The organism is Maribacter stanieri (assembly GCF_900112245.1).
Lineage (GTDB): Bacteria > Bacteroidota > Bacteroidia > Flavobacteriales > Flavobacteriaceae > Maribacter > Maribacter stanieri.
The window spans coordinates 708,719-726,890 of the sequence record NZ_FOYX01000002.1 but is presented as its reverse complement, the minus strand read 5'-3'; the positions used below and the strand labels follow the sequence as shown (position 1 = coordinate 726,890).

Genomic DNA, 18,172 nt, shown 5'->3' with positions numbered 1-18,172 from the left:
TAGGTAATTAATTTATAATCTAGGGTAATGTTATAATGCACGATCTAAATGACTATAACCACCATCTACAAATATTAATTGACCAGTGGTGTGGCTAGATTTTTCAGATAATAAAAATGCAACCATATCTGCAATTTCCTCAACTGTGGTCATTCTGTTTTCTAAAGGAATTTTTTCTGTAATACCCTTTAATTTTACTTCAGGGTTGGGTAGAGAGTTTATCCATCTATCATACAAAGGCGTATAGCATTCCGCAACAATTACAGCATTAACTCTAATGGAGTAGGGTAAAAGTTCTACTGCCCATTCTCTAGTAAGTGCATTTCTACCACCATTTGCCGCAGCGTATCCAGAAGTTCCCCCTTGTCCGGTTACCGAAGTTTTAGATCCAATATTTACAATAGCGCCTTTATTTTTTTTTAGTTCTGGCAATGCATAATGTGCCATCATATAATAATGCGTAAGATTTCTTGAGATAGATTTCATGAAGTCATCATGGTTACCTTCTTCTAAGCCTACAGAATCATTTACTCCTGCATTGTTGACCAAGCCATCTATTCTTCCAAATCTAGAAATACAACTAGCAACAGTTTCCTTACACTGTTCTGGGTTTGTAAGCTCGGCAAAAGCATAACCAGCCTGGCCACCGCTTTTTTCAATCTCTGAAATAACTGAAACGATATTGGCTTTGTTTCTTCCTAAGATGTAGGGAATTGCCCCCTCTTTGGCAAGGCTAATACTTATTCCTCTACCAATACCAGATGAACCTCCGGAAACGATTATAATTTTATTTTTCAATTTTAAATCCATGGTTTGGTATGTTTTATTTTTAGATAGATATAATTTAAATAGTTATTCCGTAAAAATTTATGGCATTCAGCCCCATAACTTGCTGTTGTTCTTGGCTGGATAATTTCTTAATATAGGTAGTCACTATCTCTTTTGTTTTTGAATAATTTCCAGATAATAGACATACGGGCCAATCGGATCCATACATGATACGATGCGCCCCGAATTCTTCAAAAATCACATCTATATATGGGATGAAATCTTCAGTTTTCCAATTATGCCAATCTGCTTCTGTGGTTAAACCTGAAAACTTGCAATACACATTGGGCAATGCTGCCAGTGTTTTAATAGCTGCTTTCCAAGTTTCTATTTCCCCAAATTTTATGGAGGGTTTTGCTATATGATCAAGTACAAATTTTTGATTCGGAAATTTTGAAACTAAGGTTACACAATTTTGTAATTGATGTGCATAAATTAATAAGTCGTAGGTTAAATTTAAGGGTGCTAGCTTATTAATTCCATTAAGAAACGTTTGGTCAAGCATAAAGTCATCCTTTTCCGCCTGTAAAATATGACGAACCCCTTTAAAGAGTGTATTTTGACTAAAATATTCTAAGCGATTTTCAACACCGGTATCACTAAGGTTTACCCAGCCAACAACACCTTTAATGAACTTGTTATTTTTAGCTAAATCCAATAAAAATACAGTTTCTTGTTCAGACTGGTCTGCCTGTATTGCAATGCAACCATCAACATTGTTTGTTTTAAGAATGGGTTCAAGATCAGCAGGTAGAAAATCTCTCTGAATGATTTTCATAGTATCATCTATCCAACTATCTCTAACCGAATCATACTTCCAAAAATGTTGATGGCTGTCAATTATCATTTTGTATATGCCTTGGCTACTTGTTTAGAACTACCTAGTTTTTCTATACCTAATTCAACCACGTCACCAGGGTTTAAATATCTTGGAGGGTTGAATCCTAAGCCTACACCAAAGGGTGTTCCTGTTGATATGATGTCACCTGGCAAAAGTGTCATGTATTGACTAATATAACTAACCAATTCAGGCACATTGAAAACTAAATCTTCAGTATTGCTATTCTGTAATAATTCACCATTTACTTTTAGCCATAGATCTAAGTTATGTGGATTAGCAACTTCATCTTTAGTAGCTAAAAATGGACCAATAGGAGCAAATGTGTCACAGCTTTTTCCTTTTACCCATTGTCCCTCTTTTTCTAATTGAAATTCTCTTTCACTATAATCATTATGCAGCATATAACCTGCAACATAATCCATGGCATCCGCTTCTTCTACATAACTGGCTTTTTTACCTATTACTACTGCTAGCTCTACTTCCCAATCGGTTTTTTTACTGTTTTTAGGAATAATTACATCGTCATTAGGACCTACAATGGCAGAAGTGGCCTTAAAAAATAAAACAGGTTCGGTTGGTACTTTCATTCCACTTTCTGCTGCATGCTTTGCGTAATTTAAACCAACACAAACAATTTTAGAAGGTTTTTTAAGGGGAGGAGCCAAGCGTGTGCTCTTGTCTATTTTTGGTAGATTTTCTGCTTTTTCATCAAGCCAAGATTTTAGTCGGCTTAAGCCATCGTTATTAAAAAATTGTTCATCATAATCTTCTCCAAAACTAGAAGTATCTACCCATTCTCCATTTTCAAGGATTACACCTGGTTTTTCATTCTCTATTGTTCCAAATCGTATTAATTTCATGCTATATATTTTATCCGTTAAGTTTTATGAATCCCCCATCAATTGGGAAATCTGTTCCTGTAATAAATGAAGCCTCGTCAGAACACAGGTAAAGGGCTAGGTCAGCTACTTCTTGGGGTTTACCCATTCTGCCAATTGGTTGGGTTGCCGATAATTTATCGAACATTTCTTCTTCTTGCCCAGGATAGTTGTTTTTTATAAATCCGTCAACAAAGGGAGTGTGTATTCTAGCAGGGGAAATACTGTTGCAACGAATACCATCCTTAACATAATCCTTCGCAACAGAATACGTCATGGTAAGCATAGCTCCTTTACTCATAGAGTATGCAAAACGATCATCTATACCTACGCTTGAAGCAATTGATGCCATGTTGATAATAACGCCACCATTTTCTTTCATCTTTGGTATTAAGGCATACATACAATTATAAGGACCTTTTACATTTACTTCATATATGCGATCTAAATCTGCTTCTGTCGTTTTTTCAATATTTCCAACATGAGCAATCCCCGCGTTGTTGATTAAAATAGATACGTTATGCTTAGCTGTAATTTTATCTATGATATTGGTAACTTGTTTTTGCTCGACTACGTTACAATTATAGGCAAAAGCGTTACCACCTTCTTCTTTAATTACGTTGACGGTACTTTCTGCATTATCCGCGTTTAGTTCTAAAATATGAACTGTAGCGCCCTGTGCGGCAAAAGTGGTAGAAATAGCCTTTCCTATGCCGCTACCGCCGCCAGTAATAATTACATTTTTGCCTTTTAGGTTAAACTTCATGTATATTATATTTAAATATTCTGTAATTCTTTTTTCCAAAATTCACCATCGGGAAAAGTATAGGTATCTAAAGAATCTTCTTTCATTGTAATACTATAACCTGGTAATTTTGGAGGCATATAAGCTCCATTTTTTATAACAACAGGGTCGTAAAAATGTTCATGTAAATGATCTACATATTCAATTATTCTATTTTCCATAGTTCCACTGATAGCTATATAATCTATCATGGATAAATGTTGAACATATTCACAAAGACCAACACCGCCCGCATGTGGACAAACAGGAATATTGAATTTAGCGGCCATTAATAAAATGGCTAAAATTTCATTTACCCCACCAACTCTGCAGCTATCTATTTGACAGATACCAATAGCACCTGCTTGCATTAGTTGCTTAAAGATAACTCTGTTTTGACAATGTTCGCCAGTAGCAACCTCAATTGGTTTTACTGCCTTGGCAATTTTAGCATGTCCTAAAATATCATCAGGACTTGTAGGCTCTTCAATCCACCAAGGGTTAAATTTTTTAAGTGATTCCATATTGGTAATGGCTTCATCAACATCCCATTTTTGATTGGCATCCATCATAAGCTTTAAATCATCGCCAATTTCTTCACGAATAATTGCGGCGCGTCTCATATCATCCTTAAGATCTGATCCCACCTTAATTTTCATATGCTTAAAACCACTTTCCTTTGCCTCTTTACAAAGACGTCTCATTTTATCATCAGAATAACCTAACCAACCGGCAGAGGTAGTGTAAGCCGGATACCCTTTTTCTTCTAAATGAGCAATGCGTTCTCGTTTAGTAGCCTCTTTTTTAGATAACATTTCTAAGGCTTCTTGTGGTGTAATGGCATCGGTAATGTATGTAAAGTCAATACATGAAACCAGTTCCGTAGAGGTCATGTCTGCTAAAAGTTTCCAAAGTGGTTTCTTTTCGACTTTGGCATATAAGTCCCAAACAGCATTTACAATAGCGCCAGTAGCTAAATGGATTACCCCTTTTTCTGGACCTAACCATCTTAATTGGCTATCACCGGTAATCATTTTCCAAAAAGCTCCCATGTTTGCAGTGAAACTTTCTAAAGATTTACCAATAACCAGATGAGAAAGAGACTTTATGGCTTGGGTGCAAAGTTCGTTACCTCTACCTATAGTAAAGGTGAGTCCATGACCTTCATAGCCTTCAGGGGCATTTGTTTTTAAAATGACATATGCAGCACTATAATCTGGATCTGGGTTCATAGCATCTGAACCATCTAAAGATTTGCTTGTAGGAAAACGGATGTCCCTCGCTATTACATCAGTAATTATGATAGAATTTGACATTGATTTAGTTTTAATCAAAAATATCTCAACTAACACCTTAAAACCACCTAATAAAATACCAAATTCGATACTTTTTTTGCATTATGATTATAAATGTTTTTTATGTTGGCTTAAAAAGGAGGAAGGAGATTCATTTTTTATAATTCTAAACTGTCTATTGAAATTGGAAATATTTCCAAAACCACATGCATAAGCAATTGATGTAATACTCTCTTTGTTTTCCAATAACATTTTACATGCAAAGCCAATTCGTATTTCATTTAAAAATCTAGTAAATGGTTTACGATGTATGGTTTTGAAAAACCTACTGAATGCAGAAGCGTTCATATTGGCTAATTCAGCAACGTCTTTAGAACTTATAGGGGTATGAAAGTTTTGATAAACGTATTCATATATAGTATTTAGTCTTTTGTTTTCCGTTTGATGAAAAGTATTGATGAAACCGTTACTAGATAATAAAGTGTAATGTTGCGTCTGTTCTAGTTTACTTAAAATTTCAATTATTCTTGTTATTTTGATAGCAGGATTAAGACTACTTAAATTAAGTAACTCATTTTTTATATTATCAGTAACGTTGTTAAATTTAATTCCTTGGGCCGCTTTTTTTAAAAGATGAGATATAGGTTGCATTTCTGGCAATGACAAAAACTCTTTGCCTACAAAGTTATCTTTGAAATGCACTGACACCGCCTGAGCGGTAAGACTTGAATTTTCTTCGAAATATGCCTCGTCATTTAACCACATATGTGGTACGTTTTTACCTATTAATATTACTTCACCAGATTGAAATTTTTCAATGCTATCACCTACAAATCTGGTTCCGGTACTCTTTATAATGTAGACCAATTCTAATTCTTCATGAAAATGCCAAACCTTTAAAAAGTTCTTATAATTATTTTGAGATACAGTAATTGAAGTATTTCCTGTACTTGACCTATCTAGTAAATGAAGTTTCATTTCATGAATTTAGTACAAAATACGAACTATATTGAATGTATAAAAAATATCTAATATTAGAATGAGCGTTTAAGCAGATTGTTTGTACTTATATACAAAAGATTAGGGCGAAAACAACATTGTTGTTTTCGCCCTAATCTTTAAAAAATAAACATTACACAAAGTCTAAAACTTTATGTATTTACATCCTAATATCTTGTTTTGTCGTTTTTAGATGCCCAGTTATTAAAAACTTCAACAGCTTCTTCTTGTAACATTTGTTTAAAGTGAATTTGTCTGTCTTGCATGTCCACTTCCAATTCGTCATAAATAAACTGGTCATCAAAATCTATCGCTTTTGCATCTGCTTTATCACAACCATAATAAACTGCTTTTGGTCTAGCCCAATAAATGGCACCAAAACACATAGGGCAAGGTTCGCAAGAGGTGTAAATAATGCAATCAGTAAGTTGAAAAGTACTTAATTTTTTACAGGCATCTCGTATAACAACCATTTCTGCGTGTGCAGTAGGATCATTTGTAGAGGTTACTTTATTATGACCTTCGGCAATAATTTCTCCGTCTTTTACAACTACAGCACCAAAAGGGCCACCTGCATTAGAGTTCATTCCTTTTGCGGCCATTTCAATGGCTCTTCTCATAAAAAACTCGTGATCTTTCGTCATATTTCTATAATTCTAATAATATATTATTGAGTAAATGGGGGTGCAAATTACGTCATTTATATACAATTTTAGGGCTAGTGTTTTTTGAACATGAAAGATATTTTTTAGGGGAATGTTAAAATAATTATGAAAGATTAGGATAATAATACGACTGAATGTTAAAACCGACCAATTTTAAAAAGATTTAGGAGCATTATTGATTAGGTAATATCTTTTGCATTTGCAGCTCCATAAAATCTATTCAACTGTCGTATGAAGTAACTCTGTTAAATTTATAGCTTCTGTATACAATTGATAATCAGTAATATTGGTTTCTGTTAAAATTATAATTTGAAAGCAATAACTAAATATTGGTTCCTAGAAGGATTTAGCCTTTTTAAAAAGTTAGGGATGCCTTCTATGATGAAACTATGTGATTTTTTAGAAATGGATCATGTAGATAAAGGCAGTATCATTGAAATAGGAGCACGAGATAGAAAATGCATTTTCTTTTTGAAAAATGGATCTGTTAAAATTATGGACTCAGAAAGTGACATTGTAAAGTATGTCGTTAAGAAGGGAAATATTTTTGGAGAATTATCCATTTATGATAAAGATAGCTCCTCTAAAGAGGTTGCCATAGCTCTAGAAGACGTTGTTATTTGTTATATCGAATCTGATATGATGGAAGATTTGATGGAAGAACATAAATCTTTAAAAAATGGCTTGCTAAAAATATATGGTCTGCGCATTAGAAAATTAGAGACAAGACTTCAAGACCTGTTATACAAAGACAGTAAGACAAGAATCTCTGAATTTATTAAAGCTTACATAGAAGAGTTCGGTGAAAGTAATAAGGAAAGGGTAGTGGCAAAGAATCTTCTTTCTCATAAAGATATTGCCAACTTAACCAACACTTCTAGACAGACGGTCAATAACGTATTAAGTACAATGCGTAAAGACAACGTCATTGATTATGATTCAAAATTTATATCATATTCACAAACCACTTTAAGTACAAACACTAAGTAAACCAACTGTAATGAAAAAGTTCACCCATTTTCTCCTAATCTTCCTTTTAGTATTAGTTACGAGTACTGTTTATTCTCAAGAAATAGAGCAGTCCATTTATGTTACAGCCAACACATGGAATGTTTCTGATACTGAAGTGCTCACTGAGATTTCAAAAAAATCGCAATTAGTAAATAAGCCTACCGTATTAATATTAGGAAACGCTGCACCTAAAACTGAAATAGAAAAATCATTGGATAAGCAGTTGTCTATATTATCAAATTTAGGAAATGATGTCATTTTTATTCCTGGTAATAAAGAGTGGGTAAATGGGTATAAAAGTGTTTCTGATATTGAAAAGTATATCCAGAAAAATAGCCAAGCCAAATTTTCACCTGATGATGCAGAACCTATTAAGCATCAAGATTTGGGAGAAAACGTAGAATTGATTACGGTAGATTCTCAATGGTTTTTAGAAAACTGGGACGATCACATTTATATTAATGAAGAATCTGAAATACAGAATAGAACTTTATTCTTTTTGGAATTTGAAAATCGCATAAAAAAAGCACAAGGCAAAATCGTTTTTGTTGCAATACATCACCCAACAAAAACATATAGTAAACAAGGTTTTCTTAGTAATATTGGCGGATTCTCTACACAAGAATTTCAAAATAAGCAATACCGATCACTTAGAAACAGATTAAAGACAATTGCCGTCGGTGCAGATAACGTTATCTTTTTATCAGGTCAAAGTGAAAATTTACAGTATATAAAAGGTAATGTACCTCAAATTATAAGTGGAGCAGCCGGTAAACTTGAAGCAGTAAAAAATGGAGAAAAAGATGATTTTTCTATTGCAAAAAAGGGTTATGTACGTCTAGATATTACTACTAACGGTAGTGTATTAGCAAAATACTATGCTTTAGAAAACGGCACTTTTAATGAGATTTTTAAGACGACGGTTCTAAAGAGCGAAACTGAAGATTTAGAAGTGTACAACTTCGATAAAAATCTAGGAACAACTAAATCAGCGGCTATTTATACTAAAGAAGCTGCTACTAAAAGTGGATTCTATAAAGCGCTTTGGGGTGAACATTATCGTAATTTCTATGGTAAAGAAGTTGATGCGCCAGTTGTTTTCTTAGATACTTTGATGGGCGGTTTAACTCCTTTGAAACGAGGAGGAGGGCAACAATCAAAATCACTTAGATTAGAAGATAAAGGGGGTAAGCAGTATGTTATGCGCGCTTTAAAAAAGAGTACCATAAAGTTCTTACAAGCGAATGCTTTTCAAGAAACTTATATTGGCGATGTTTTAGACGGTACAACCGTAGATAAATTTTTAGCCGATTTTTATACAACTTCAAACCCATATACTCCTTTTGTTATAGGTGAGTTGTCTGATGCGGTTAGTGTCAATCATACCAATCCTATTTTATATTACATTCCTAAACAAGAAACCCTAGGTGTTTATAATGACGAGTTTGGCGATGAGTTATACATGATTGAAGAGCATGTGGGCGACACACAAATAGAAGCAGAGAGTTTTGGGAAACCGTTGAAAATATTAAGTACCGCTGATGTTTTACAGGAAATAAACAGATCGGGTAAATCGGTAGTAGATGAGCCTTCTTATATCCGTGCAAGAATATTCGATATGCTTTTGGGAGATTGGGACCGTCATGAAGACCAATGGCGCTGGGCGCTTTATAAAAATGAAGACGGAACGGAGTATTGCAGTCCAATACCTAGAGACAGGGATCAAGCATTTTCAAAATACGACGGTACTTTAATCAGTTTTCTAACAAGAGTAATACCAGGGTTGCGTAAAATGCAAACTTATGATGAAGACCTTAGAAGTGTAAAATGGTTTGCAACGTCTCCGTATCATTTAGACTTAACTTTTATTCATGCCTCTGGATGGGAAGAATGGGAGAAGCAAACTGATCATATTCAAAAAGAACTATCAGATGCTGATATTGAAAATGCTTTTGAAGCAATTCCCGAAGAAATAAAAGGACCTGTTATCGATGATATAAAGCAGAAATTAAAAGGCAGACGAGATAATCTTAAAAAGATTTCAAAAGCGTATTACCTTCATTTGAATAAATTTCAAGTAGTTACTGGAACACAAAAAGCAGATGATTTTACAATAACAAGGCTAGCTGATGGAAAGACTTCGGTAAAAATAGACCGTAAAGATTTAGGTCTATTGAATCATACATTTTCAAACGAAATTACCAAAGAAATTTGGCTCTTCGGGTTAGATGGTAAAGATACTTTTACGGTAGAAGGAGAAGGAGATCATCCTATAAAAGTTAAAATAGTAGGAGGGAAGAAAAATGATACTTACGATTTTAAGAATACTCGAAAAGTAAAATTATACGATTACAAGGATAAGGAGAATACCATTGTAAATAAAAGATCTAAAAAATGGTTGGTAAATGATTATGAATTAAATAATTACGATCATAAAAAAGTAAAATATAATTTTAATCAGTTGTTGCCTATCATAGCATTTAATCCGGATGACGGAGTGAAATTAGGAGTGATAAGCAATCATACATCATATAGTTTACAACGCAATCCATTTACGTATAAACACAGTATCAATGCAGCATATTATACCAGTACGTCAGGTTTCGATTTGTCGTATAAAGGTGAATTCTCAAATATATTTCATAACTGGAATTTTGGTTTAGAAGGTTTATATACAAGTCCTAGTTTTTCAGAGAATTTCTTCGGTTTTGGAAATGAAACGCTCTATGATGCTGATGAGGAAGATTTAGATTTTAATAGAATTAGAATTAGTAAATTTAAAGCAGCAGTGTCATTGCAATGGGAAGGTATTAACGGAGGTTCTTTCTATTTTAAACCTTTAATAGAATCTTTTGAGGTTGATAATACAGAGGATCGTTTTGTAGCACAACTACCACAGACTAATACAATTTTTGATGGGCAAACCTATGCAGGTGTAGAAACTGCTTATAATTTCAAAAATAAAAACAGTGCCGCTTTCCCTACTTTAGGACTAGATGCAGGTTTGACTATAGGTTATAAAACGAATATAGATAATACCGACGCAGATAATAGTTTTGCATACATACAACCACAATTGGTCATTGATCATAAATTAACCAAAAGCGGAAGTATCGTTTTTGCAACCAAGATTGCAGGTGAAGCATTGATTGGTGATGATTTTGAGTTCTATCATGCAGCAACTATTGGTGGTATCAAAAGTTTAAGAGGATTTAGAAATGAAAGATTTACGGGAAAACAATCTTTTTATCAGAATACAGATTTAAGGTTTCCTTTAGGAGGGTTAAGAACTAGCCTTGTGCCGTTTAGATTTGGACTTACTGGTAGTTTCGATTATGGTAGGGTTTGGGTTGAAGATGACACTTCTAATAAATGGCATAATTCGGTAGGTGCGTCAGCTTGGCTTATAGGGGCTGAAGCATTTACGCTGAATCTGGGATATTTTAATAGTGTAGATGGGGGGCGTGTAGTCTTCGCACTAGGCTTTTCTTTTTAATTAAAAAATTACAACCAATGAAAAAACCAATTGCAATTGCTCAAGTAAGCACTTTAGAAAACAAGAAACCAGAACACGCATTAGTCAATGGTTTGGATTTAGTTATTGTAAAATTTGATGATGATATTTCTGTATTGTACTGTAGATGTCTGCATAGAGGAGCGCTAATGTCAGATGGTCATGTAGATGGTCATAACCTTATTTGTGGTGTTCACGGCTGGGATTATAGAGTAGATACCGGAGTTTCTGAATACAATAATGCAGAGGTGTTACAAAAGTTTACTATTAAAATAGAAGGGGATAGTCTTTTTGTAGATGAAGAAGAGATAGATGCTTATTTAGTAGACAGTCCGCAGCCATTTAATAGAGATGCTTATTTAGGTGCTTACGCAGATACCCACCCTGAAGAAACAGAACCGTATACAGGGTATATAAAAGAATTAGCCACAAATGGATTAAAAAACTTGGGTCATCACGGATTCTCGGCTTCTATGGGAGTGGATAGAAATACGTTGCCAAAATGGAGCGATATTCAATTTTTGCCTGCCCAATTGGCAAGCAGACCTTTGTTAGATGAAGATGAAGTGGCAACAAAGGTGGTTATTGGTCCTAAAGCCAAGAAGCCTTTACATTTAGATATTCCCCTTTTTGTGAGTGATATGAGTTTTGGCGCATTATCTAGAGAAGCTAAAATAGCTTTGTCTAAAGGAGCGCAGTTAGCAGGTACAGGTATTTGCTCAGGAGAAGGCGGAATGTTACCTCATGAGCAAGAAAACAACAGCAAGTATTTTTATGAACTGGCTTCGGCAAAATTTGGATTTTCTTGGGATAAGCTAGACAAAGTTCAAGCTTTTCATTTTAAAGGCGGACAAGGTGCTAAAACAGGTACAGGGGGGCATTTGCCAGGTGCTAAAGTAAGTAAGGAAATTGCTGAGGTAAGAGGTTTAAAAGAAGGCGAGACGGCAATTTCACCGGCAACTTTCCCAGATTTTCATGGTGTAGATGACTTCAAATCTTTTGCAGAAAAAGTAAGAGAGCGTACGGGTGGTATTCCAATCGGATTCAAAATTGCAGCCAGTCATATAGAAAAAGATATTCAGTTTGCATTAGATGTAGGTGTAGATTATATCATTTTAGATGGTAGAGGTGGGGGAACAGGTTCAGCACCAACCATATTAAGAGATAATATTAATGTACCTACAATACCTGCTTTAGCAAGAGCAAGAAAATATTTAGATAAAGTAGGTGCTACAGATGTAACCTTGGTAATTACAGGAGGTTTACGTATTGCAGAAGATTTTGGTAAAGCACTTATGTTAGGTGCGGATGCTATTGCCGTATCAAACTCGGCTTTGCAAGCAATCGGTTGTTTGGGTATGCGTGCTTGTGGTAGTAACAACTGTCCGGTGGGTATTGCAACTCAAAAAGAATCTTTGCGTAGTAGGTTGATTATAGATTCTTCAGCGAAACAATTACATAACTATTTTGATGCCACAAATAACCTTATAAAAGTTATTGCAAGAGCTTGTGGTCATGATGATATCTCAAAATTCAATTTTGAAGATCTATCTACTTTTAATCATGATATGCATCGTTTAACAGGAATTAATTATGGTGGTGTTAACCCCTAAAAACAAAATATAAATGGAAAAAATGATGCATTTAGCAGCACAATATTTAGCTGCAGCAGGAATAAGTTTTGTAGAGAAGAAGGCAGATGATAGTCACACTAATCTTGGATGGTCAATTGATAAACAACGTCTTGAAACGCACCCGTTATCAACAGACGGAGACGTTCTTACTTTAAACTACAACACCTTTTCTTTGGAGTGGGATTCTCCTAAGAACAAAGCTTCTTTTGCATTGGATGGAAAAACCCATCAACAAGTATTGGAATGGTTAACGAATTCTGCAGATTCATTTTTGGGTAAGACATATACCTATGATTTTCATTACGACCTGCCATATTCAATTGATGATTCTTTCACCTTTGTACTAGATGGGTCTAAATTAAAGGAACTTGCGGATTTAAGATCCCTGACGCAATCTAGTTTAGAAAAAACACTTGCCGTAAATGGTTTAGAATCAGACATTCGTATTTGGCCCCATCATTTTGATTCGGGTGCTTATGTTGTAATTTCTGATGATTTGTCTATAGGCTTTGGTTTAGCTGTACCCGATACGATGGTCACTGAACACTATTTTTATATCAGCGGATACAAAGGTCATAGTGGTTTAGATACTTCTAAGTTTGATTCACTTTCATTAGGCGAGTGGAAAAATGAAGGATTCAAAGGAGCAGTTTTACCAGCTACAAATATTAATGAAGAACAAGCGGTACAGTTTTTTACGGAAGCTATTAACACCTATAAAAAGTAAATATGCAGGTAACCAGTCTTTCCTTAGAAGCCTTTAAAGAAATGGATTATTGGGCAGTTGAAAAATACAACCTGTCCATTGAATTGATGATGGAAAATGCAGGGCTTCAATTAGCAAGATTAATCGCAAAAAAAGCAACTGAGACCTCTGTAATTACTATTGGCGTTGGTAATGGAAACAATGGCGGCGGCGGACTAGTAGCTGCTCGTAGACTTGCTGCTTGGGGATTTAATGTGAATTTAGATTTGGTTGTACCTATTACCAAAGACCTGCCAAAAGCACAATTAGAAAGAGCATTGCTATTTGGGGCAAAAGAAGGCATCCTGGAAACCACTGATATTTGGGTAGATGCCTATCTCGGATTCTCTCAAAGATTGCCTCTTTCAGAGGCATTTGTAAAAAGTATTGCATTAGCCAACGCATCATCGGCATATAGAATTTCATTGGATATTCCTGTGGGTATATCTACAGATGGAGAATTGTTAGGGTTTAAGGCAAACCAAGTAATGACCTTGGCAGCTCCTAAAATTATTTTAGAAAAATTACCAAGCGAAGTAGGAGTATTTATGGCTGATTTAGGAATTCCAAAATCGGTTTATGAGCATTTTAATATAAAAATGCCAAATTTTAAAGAACACCAATTGATAAAGATTAAATAACCTAAAAAGAACCGACCCATGGAAAAGAAAGTAGTTTGGCATAAAGTGTTAGATAATAAAAAGAGATTGGCAGAAGGTCGTGTAATGACCGTTACTGCTGCTCATAAAGGTATTTGCTTAACACATTTTAAAGGCAAATTTTCTGCACTAGATAATAAGTGTCCGCACCAAGGTGGTCCTTTGGGCGAAGGTTCTATTGAAAATGGATTGTTACGTTGCCCGTGGCACGGTTGGGATTTTGACCCATGTACCGGTGTGCCGCCAGGTGGTTTTGATGATGGTATTGAAACATTTCCAACAAAGGAAGAAGGCGATGAAATTTTTGTGGGTATTGAAGAGGAAGACAAGCACGCAGAAACTATTTCTGATGTGATGATAGAAACCATGATAAATTGGGGTGTTGATACTGGTTTTGGTATGGTTGGTCACTCAAACCTAGGGGTTGCCGATGCCATGATGCGTCAAGAAGAAAAAGGAAATTTTAGATTTTTTGGAATACGCCACGAAGGTGCTGCAGCATTTGCGGCATCTGCTTATGGTAAACTAATGGGGAAACCCGCAGTTTGCTTTGGTATTGCAGGTCCGGGTTCTACCAATATGTTCACAGGTATGTGGGATGCTAAGGTAGATCGTTCACCAATGCTGGCTATTTCTGGTCAGGTAAATACACAAGTACTGGGAACAGGTGCCTTTCAAGAGGTGGATTTGGTAGGTGCTTTTCAAACCGTAGCCAATTTTAACCATAGTATACAACAAAACTCTAAGCATAGTGAATTAATGAGCTTGGCGATTAAAAGCGCATTGATTAATAGAGATGTGTCTCATGTTACTTTCCCAGATGAGGTAGCCTTTATGCCAAAGCCAGATAACGAAAAGGCACAGACTCCAGAAGATAGAATTACACCTTTTAATATTTCACCGCCAAGACAAATGGTAGCGAAAGCAGTAGGTATGATTACAGATTCAGAACGACCTGCAATTATAGTAGGACATGGAGCTCGTTTTCAAATGGATGCTATAATCGCATTTGCTGAAAAATTAAAATGTCCGGTAATCACCACCTTTAAAGGAAAAGGGCAAATTTCTGACCATCATGAATTAGGTTGTGGAGTACTTGGTAGAAGTGGAACGCCCATAGCTTCATGGTTTATGAACGAAAGTGATTTATTGATTGTCTTTGGAGCATCGTTTTCTAATCATACAGGTATTACGCCTAAAAAACCTATTATACAGGTAGATTATGACCCAGCAGCTCTAAGTAAATTTCATAAAGTTGATGCTGCCCTATGGGGAGAGATTTCTGAAACCTTGACCATTATAGAAGAACAAACCGAAGGAAAAATAAATACGGTAGATAGACGCCCAGAAATTGCCAAAAGATGGCAGATTTGGCAAGAAGAAAAATCAAGTAGGTTACAAGATGAAAGTACAGTTGGTTTAAGTTCAATAGCCGTTTTTGATGCTATGAACAAAGTAGTGCCAGAAAACGCTGTTATTGCCGTAGATGTTGGTAACAATACCTATTCTTTTGGTCGTTATTTTGAACCTAAAAATCAATCTGTATTAATGTCCGGTTACTTAGGTTCTATAGGCTTTGCGTTGCCAGCGGCAATGGGAGCATGGGCTGCTCAAGGAAACGAAAGACCTATTTGGTCAGTTTCCGGTGATGGTGGCTTTGGTCAGTATTTAGGTGATATGATGACTTTGGTGAAATACAATATGAACATTAAGCATGTGCTTTTAAACAACTCGGAAATCGGTAAAATTTCAAAGGAGCAAAAAGCGGCTGAGTTGGATGTTTGGAAAACTTCATTACACAATGCTAATTTTTCAAAATATGCAGAGAATTGTGGAGCACTTGGTATTAGAGTTACCAAAATAGAAGAATTAATACCTGCTTTAGAAAAACTAAAAGCATACGATGGTCCGGCATTACTGGAAATAATCACTGACGCTAGTTTGATTTAAATAAGAAAACATGTTTCAATCATTTAGTATCATATTCTTAATTGCCGCCTTTTTTAGTTACGTTAACTATAAGTGGTTAAAGTTACCATCAACCATAGGGTTAATGATTTTAGCTTTGTCAACGGTCGTTTTAATTACATTGACTCAAAATATATTTCCTGCATTTTATCTTTACTTCTGCGATGTGGTAATCAATACAGATTTTAGAAGTCTGTTAATGGACGGTATGTTGAGTTTCTTGCTTTTTGCAGGATCTTTACATGTTAATATAGATGATCTAAAAAAAGAGCGGAAATCCATACTATTGTTTGCAACATTCGGAGTACTTATTTCCACTATAATAGTCGGTTTTTTAACCTATTATCTTGCTCAATCTTTAAGTATAGAATTACCACTAATACATGCTTTACTTTTTGGAGCATTAATTTCGCCAACAGACCCCATAGCGGTAATGTCAATTTTGAAAAAGGCAAATATTCAGAAAAGTTTGGGAGTAAAAATTGAAGGCGAATCATTGTTTAATGACGGTATTGGTGTTGTTGTGTTTTCTGGTTTGTTGATTGTAGCACGCTTAGATGAAAATAGCAATGAATCCGTAAGTAGTGCAATTGGCGAGCTATTTTTAATGGAAGCCGTTGGTGGAATTGTCTACGGTTTGATTTTAGGTTATATAGGATATAGAGTTATTAAATCTATTAATGAAAATCCGCAATTGGCAGTTTTAATAAGTTTAGCCATTGTCATAGGCGGTTATGCAATAGCCTCAATACTTCATGTATCTGGACCTTTGGCTATGGTGGTTTCGGGTATGGTCATTGGTAATAAAATTAATATAGCATCAAATAAAGGAATGACCCGCAAAATGCTGAATAATATTTGGGAAGTTCTAGATGAAGTGTTTAATGCTATTCTATTCGTTCTAATAGGGTTGTCGATACACCTTCTTAAATTTGATTCGTTATATCTAACATTAGGCTTCTTGTCTATATTCGTGGTACTTTTGGCTCGTTTTATATCGGTATTATTACCGTATAGCTTACTAAAACATGAAGAAAGTAAACCTATAAAAACAGTGGCTATTTTAACTTGGGGAGGCTTGCGCGGTGGTATATCAATAGCGCTGGCACTTAGTTTATCAGAAGACCTTTCCGCAGAAATAATATTGTACATAACCTATGTTGTTGTACTGGTGTCGGTACTCGTACAAGGATTAAGTGTTGGTAAAGTAGCAAAGAAAATATATAGCGAGTAAAACTATTTAATGATGGATGAATCAGAAAAAGTAATAAAAAAGCAGGAAAAAGCGATTGATAAGCAATTGATTGCCGAATTGGGTATTGATAAAGAGAAACTAAAAGAACTGAAGAAGAAACTAGCAAAAGTTGAACCTCGTTCAGAACGTGGTGCAGAAACTTTGTTTCGTTTGGTATCTAAAAATCAGTATACTTTGAACGCGATGATCGATAGAAAATCGAATATTCTTATTTCCATCAACGCACTTATTTTATCAATAATCCTGGGAACCGTATTAAGTCAGTTAGATAAAGACCCGCATCTTATATATCCGGCAATTATAATGTTGGGAACTAATCTCATTTCCATAGCATATGCGGTATTTGCTACCAGACCAGAACTTACGCACGGAGATAAGGGGACTAATAACCTTTTGTTCTACGGTAATTTTAATACCATGAATGAAGAAGAGTATACCGAAGGGCTAACGAGTTTAATGTATAAGGGAGACGAACTTTACAAAACCATTGCAAGAGATACGTTTCATTTAGGGAAGACTACAGATAGAAAGTTTAAACTACTAAGAATATCTTTTCATATATTCTTAGTAGGTATTATTTTGGCGGTGATAGGGTTTATTGCTTGCCATATCATGTTTGCTATGTAGTCTTAATCTAATAGTTCAATATTCGTTTTAATTCTAAAACAACGCTCTTCTCCTAAGAAAAGCGGATTTCCATGCTTCTCAGACCAAAAACCGTCTAGAATATCTTTGCTGAGGCACTGGTATACGGCAACACCTTTATAAACATTTTGATCTTCACCAGAATATCTAAAGTTTATAACCAGAATATTATTCTTAAAGAATCCTGTGCCTGTTTGTTTCTGCGTTTTATTAATAGTCCATTTTGCTATAATTCTCTTGTTATCATCTAGAGATAATAACAGCATCCCTTTGTATACATTCGATTCCCCGTCTTGGTTGCTTCCAATAATAGTATACGAACCAACTAATTCTTCAATATTCATATGGCATTCAATTAAATGGCGAAAGTATTGAAAATTTCATTTTTAGGTCACCTTATAGTAAAGTCTACACTTTATATGTTCCGAATATGTTTTAATATTCTTTTTCA

The 18,172-nt window shown here is 35.0% G+C and carries 16 protein-coding genes; 8 read left to right on the top strand and 8 right to left on the bottom strand.

Translation table 11 applies throughout. The features are described 5' to 3' along the window. Window positions 1-30 precede the first annotated feature (30 nt). The 7 genes from BM296_RS13655 to BM296_RS13625 all read right to left on the bottom strand — a co-directional run bounded on the left by BM296_RS13655 (window position 31) and on the right by BM296_RS13625 (window position 6,269). Window positions 31-810 (bottom strand): L-fucose dehydrogenase, encoded by a 780-nt coding sequence (locus tag BM296_RS13655; protein WP_091903684.1) that lies wholly within the window; start codon window positions 808-810, stop codon window positions 31-33. A 34-nt stretch (window positions 811-844) separates the two neighbouring features. Next, a complete protein-coding gene (locus BM296_RS13650; RefSeq protein ID WP_091903682.1) occupies window positions 845-1,675 on the bottom strand; it encodes an amidohydrolase family protein in 831 nt (276 codons plus the stop codon). Beyond that, window positions 1,672-2,529 carry a fumarylacetoacetate hydrolase family protein gene (locus BM296_RS13645; RefSeq protein ID WP_027067665.1) on the bottom strand — a complete coding sequence of 286 codons (858 nt, stop codon included), beginning with the start codon at window positions 2,527-2,529 and terminating at the stop codon, window positions 1,672-1,674. The genes BM296_RS13650 and BM296_RS13645 overlap by 4 nt, the downstream gene beginning before the upstream one ends. Window positions 2,530-2,539: 10 nt before the next feature. Next, window positions 2,540-3,313: an SDR family NAD(P)-dependent oxidoreductase gene (locus BM296_RS13640; protein WP_091903816.1), complete on the bottom strand. Its 774-nt coding sequence runs from the start codon at window positions 3,311-3,313 to the stop codon at window positions 2,540-2,542. Window positions 3,314-3,324: 11 nt separating this feature from the next. Further along, window positions 3,325-4,647: an L-fuconate dehydratase gene (locus BM296_RS13635; RefSeq protein ID WP_091903680.1), complete on the bottom strand. Its 1,323-nt coding sequence runs from the start codon at window positions 4,645-4,647 to the stop codon at window positions 3,325-3,327. An 87-nt stretch (window positions 4,648-4,734) separates the two neighbouring features. Beyond that, window positions 4,735-5,604 carry an AraC family transcriptional regulator gene (locus tag BM296_RS13630; RefSeq protein WP_091903678.1) on the bottom strand — a complete coding sequence of 290 codons (870 nt, stop codon included), beginning with the start codon at window positions 5,602-5,604 and terminating at the stop codon, window positions 4,735-4,737. Between the two features lie 188 nt (window positions 5,605-5,792). After that, on the bottom strand, window positions 5,793-6,269 hold the full coding sequence (locus BM296_RS13625; protein ID WP_027067661.1) for a nucleoside deaminase: 477 nt from the start codon (window positions 6,267-6,269) through the stop codon (window positions 5,793-5,795). Window positions 6,270-6,599: 330 nt separating this feature from the next. On the opposite strand from BM296_RS13625, the gene BM296_RS13620 reads away from it, so the two are divergent. From BM296_RS13620 to BM296_RS13585, 8 genes are read left to right on the top strand one after another with little or no spacing between them, the layout of a single operon-like run. After that, window positions 6,600-7,280, top strand: coding sequence for a Crp/Fnr family transcriptional regulator (locus tag BM296_RS13620; RefSeq protein WP_091903677.1), 681 nt, complete (start codon window positions 6,600-6,602; stop codon window positions 7,278-7,280). A gap of 10 nt (window positions 7,281-7,290) precedes the next feature. Next, a complete protein-coding gene (locus tag BM296_RS13615) occupies window positions 7,291-10,797 on the top strand; it encodes a hypothetical protein (protein WP_091903675.1) in 3,507 nt (1,168 codons plus the stop codon). 17 nt (window positions 10,798-10,814) lie between these two features. Next, a complete protein-coding gene (locus BM296_RS13610) occupies window positions 10,815-12,428 on the top strand; it encodes a glutamate synthase-related protein (protein ID WP_091903673.1) in 1,614 nt (537 codons plus the stop codon). A gap of 13 nt (window positions 12,429-12,441) precedes the next feature. Next, on the top strand, window positions 12,442-13,176 hold the full coding sequence (locus BM296_RS13605; protein ID WP_091903672.1) for a hypothetical protein: 735 nt from the start codon (window positions 12,442-12,444) through the stop codon (window positions 13,174-13,176). A 2-nt stretch (window positions 13,177-13,178) separates the two neighbouring features. Continuing rightward, window positions 13,179-13,835: an NAD(P)H-hydrate epimerase gene (locus BM296_RS13600; protein WP_091903670.1), complete on the top strand. Its 657-nt coding sequence runs from the start codon at window positions 13,179-13,181 to the stop codon at window positions 13,833-13,835. Window positions 13,836-13,853: 18 nt separating this feature from the next. Then, window positions 13,854-15,803 (top strand): thiamine pyrophosphate-dependent enzyme, encoded by a 1,950-nt coding sequence (locus BM296_RS13595; protein WP_091903668.1) that lies wholly within the window; start codon window positions 13,854-13,856, stop codon window positions 15,801-15,803. 10 nt (window positions 15,804-15,813) lie between these two features. Then, complete coding sequence (locus BM296_RS13590; RefSeq protein WP_091903666.1) at window positions 15,814-17,055, top strand: cation:proton antiporter; 1,242 nt, start codon at window positions 15,814-15,816, stop codon at window positions 17,053-17,055. A 9-nt stretch (window positions 17,056-17,064) separates the two neighbouring features. Next, window positions 17,065-17,703, top strand: a complete 639-nt coding sequence (locus tag BM296_RS13585) for a Pycsar system effector family protein (protein ID WP_218157889.1) — start codon at window positions 17,065-17,067, stop codon at window positions 17,701-17,703. Window positions 17,704-17,705: 2 nt separating this feature from the next. Here the strand turns inward: BM296_RS13585 and BM296_RS13580 are convergent, their stop codons facing one another. After that, complete coding sequence (locus tag BM296_RS13580; protein WP_091903662.1) at window positions 17,706-18,065, bottom strand: hypothetical protein; 360 nt, start codon at window positions 18,063-18,065, stop codon at window positions 17,706-17,708. Window positions 18,066-18,172: the final 107 nt, after the last annotated feature.

Coding starts and splice junctions, on each gene's coding strand:
- BM296_RS13655 (WP_091903684.1), bottom strand. CDS start 810: ATGGATTTAAAATTGAAAAATAAAATTATAATCGTTTCCGGAGGTTCA.
- BM296_RS13650 (WP_091903682.1), bottom strand. CDS start 1,675: ATGATAATTGACAGCCATCAACATTTTTGGAAGTATGATTCGGTTAGA.
- BM296_RS13645 (WP_027067665.1), bottom strand. CDS start 2,529: ATGAAATTAATACGATTTGGAACAATAGAGAATGAAAAACCAGGTGTA.
- BM296_RS13640 (WP_091903816.1), bottom strand. CDS start 3,313: ATGAAGTTTAACCTAAAAGGCAAAAATGTAATTATTACTGGCGGCGGT.
- BM296_RS13635 (WP_091903680.1), bottom strand. CDS start 4,647: ATGTCAAATTCTATCATAATTACTGATGTAATAGCGAGGGACATCCGT.
- BM296_RS13630 (WP_091903678.1), bottom strand. CDS start 5,604: ATGAAACTTCATTTACTAGATAGGTCAAGTACAGGAAATACTTCAATT.
- BM296_RS13625 (WP_027067661.1), bottom strand. CDS start 6,269: ATGACGAAAGATCACGAGTTTTTTATGAGAAGAGCCATTGAAATGGCC.
- BM296_RS13615 (WP_091903675.1), top strand. CDS start 7,291: ATGAAAAAGTTCACCCATTTTCTCCTAATCTTCCTTTTAGTATTAGTT.
- BM296_RS13610 (WP_091903673.1), top strand. CDS start 10,815: ATGAAAAAACCAATTGCAATTGCTCAAGTAAGCACTTTAGAAAACAAG.
- BM296_RS13605 (WP_091903672.1), top strand. CDS start 12,442: ATGGAAAAAATGATGCATTTAGCAGCACAATATTTAGCTGCAGCAGGA.
- BM296_RS13600 (WP_091903670.1), top strand. CDS start 13,179: ATGCAGGTAACCAGTCTTTCCTTAGAAGCCTTTAAAGAAATGGATTAT.
- BM296_RS13595 (WP_091903668.1), top strand. CDS start 13,854: ATGGAAAAGAAAGTAGTTTGGCATAAAGTGTTAGATAATAAAAAGAGA.
- BM296_RS13590 (WP_091903666.1), top strand. CDS start 15,814: ATGTTTCAATCATTTAGTATCATATTCTTAATTGCCGCCTTTTTTAGT.
- BM296_RS13585 (WP_218157889.1), top strand. CDS start 17,065: ATGATGGATGAATCAGAAAAAGTAATAAAAAAGCAGGAAAAAGCGATT.
- BM296_RS13580 (WP_091903662.1), bottom strand. CDS start 18,065: ATGAATATTGAAGAATTAGTTGGTTCGTATACTATTATTGGAAGCAAC.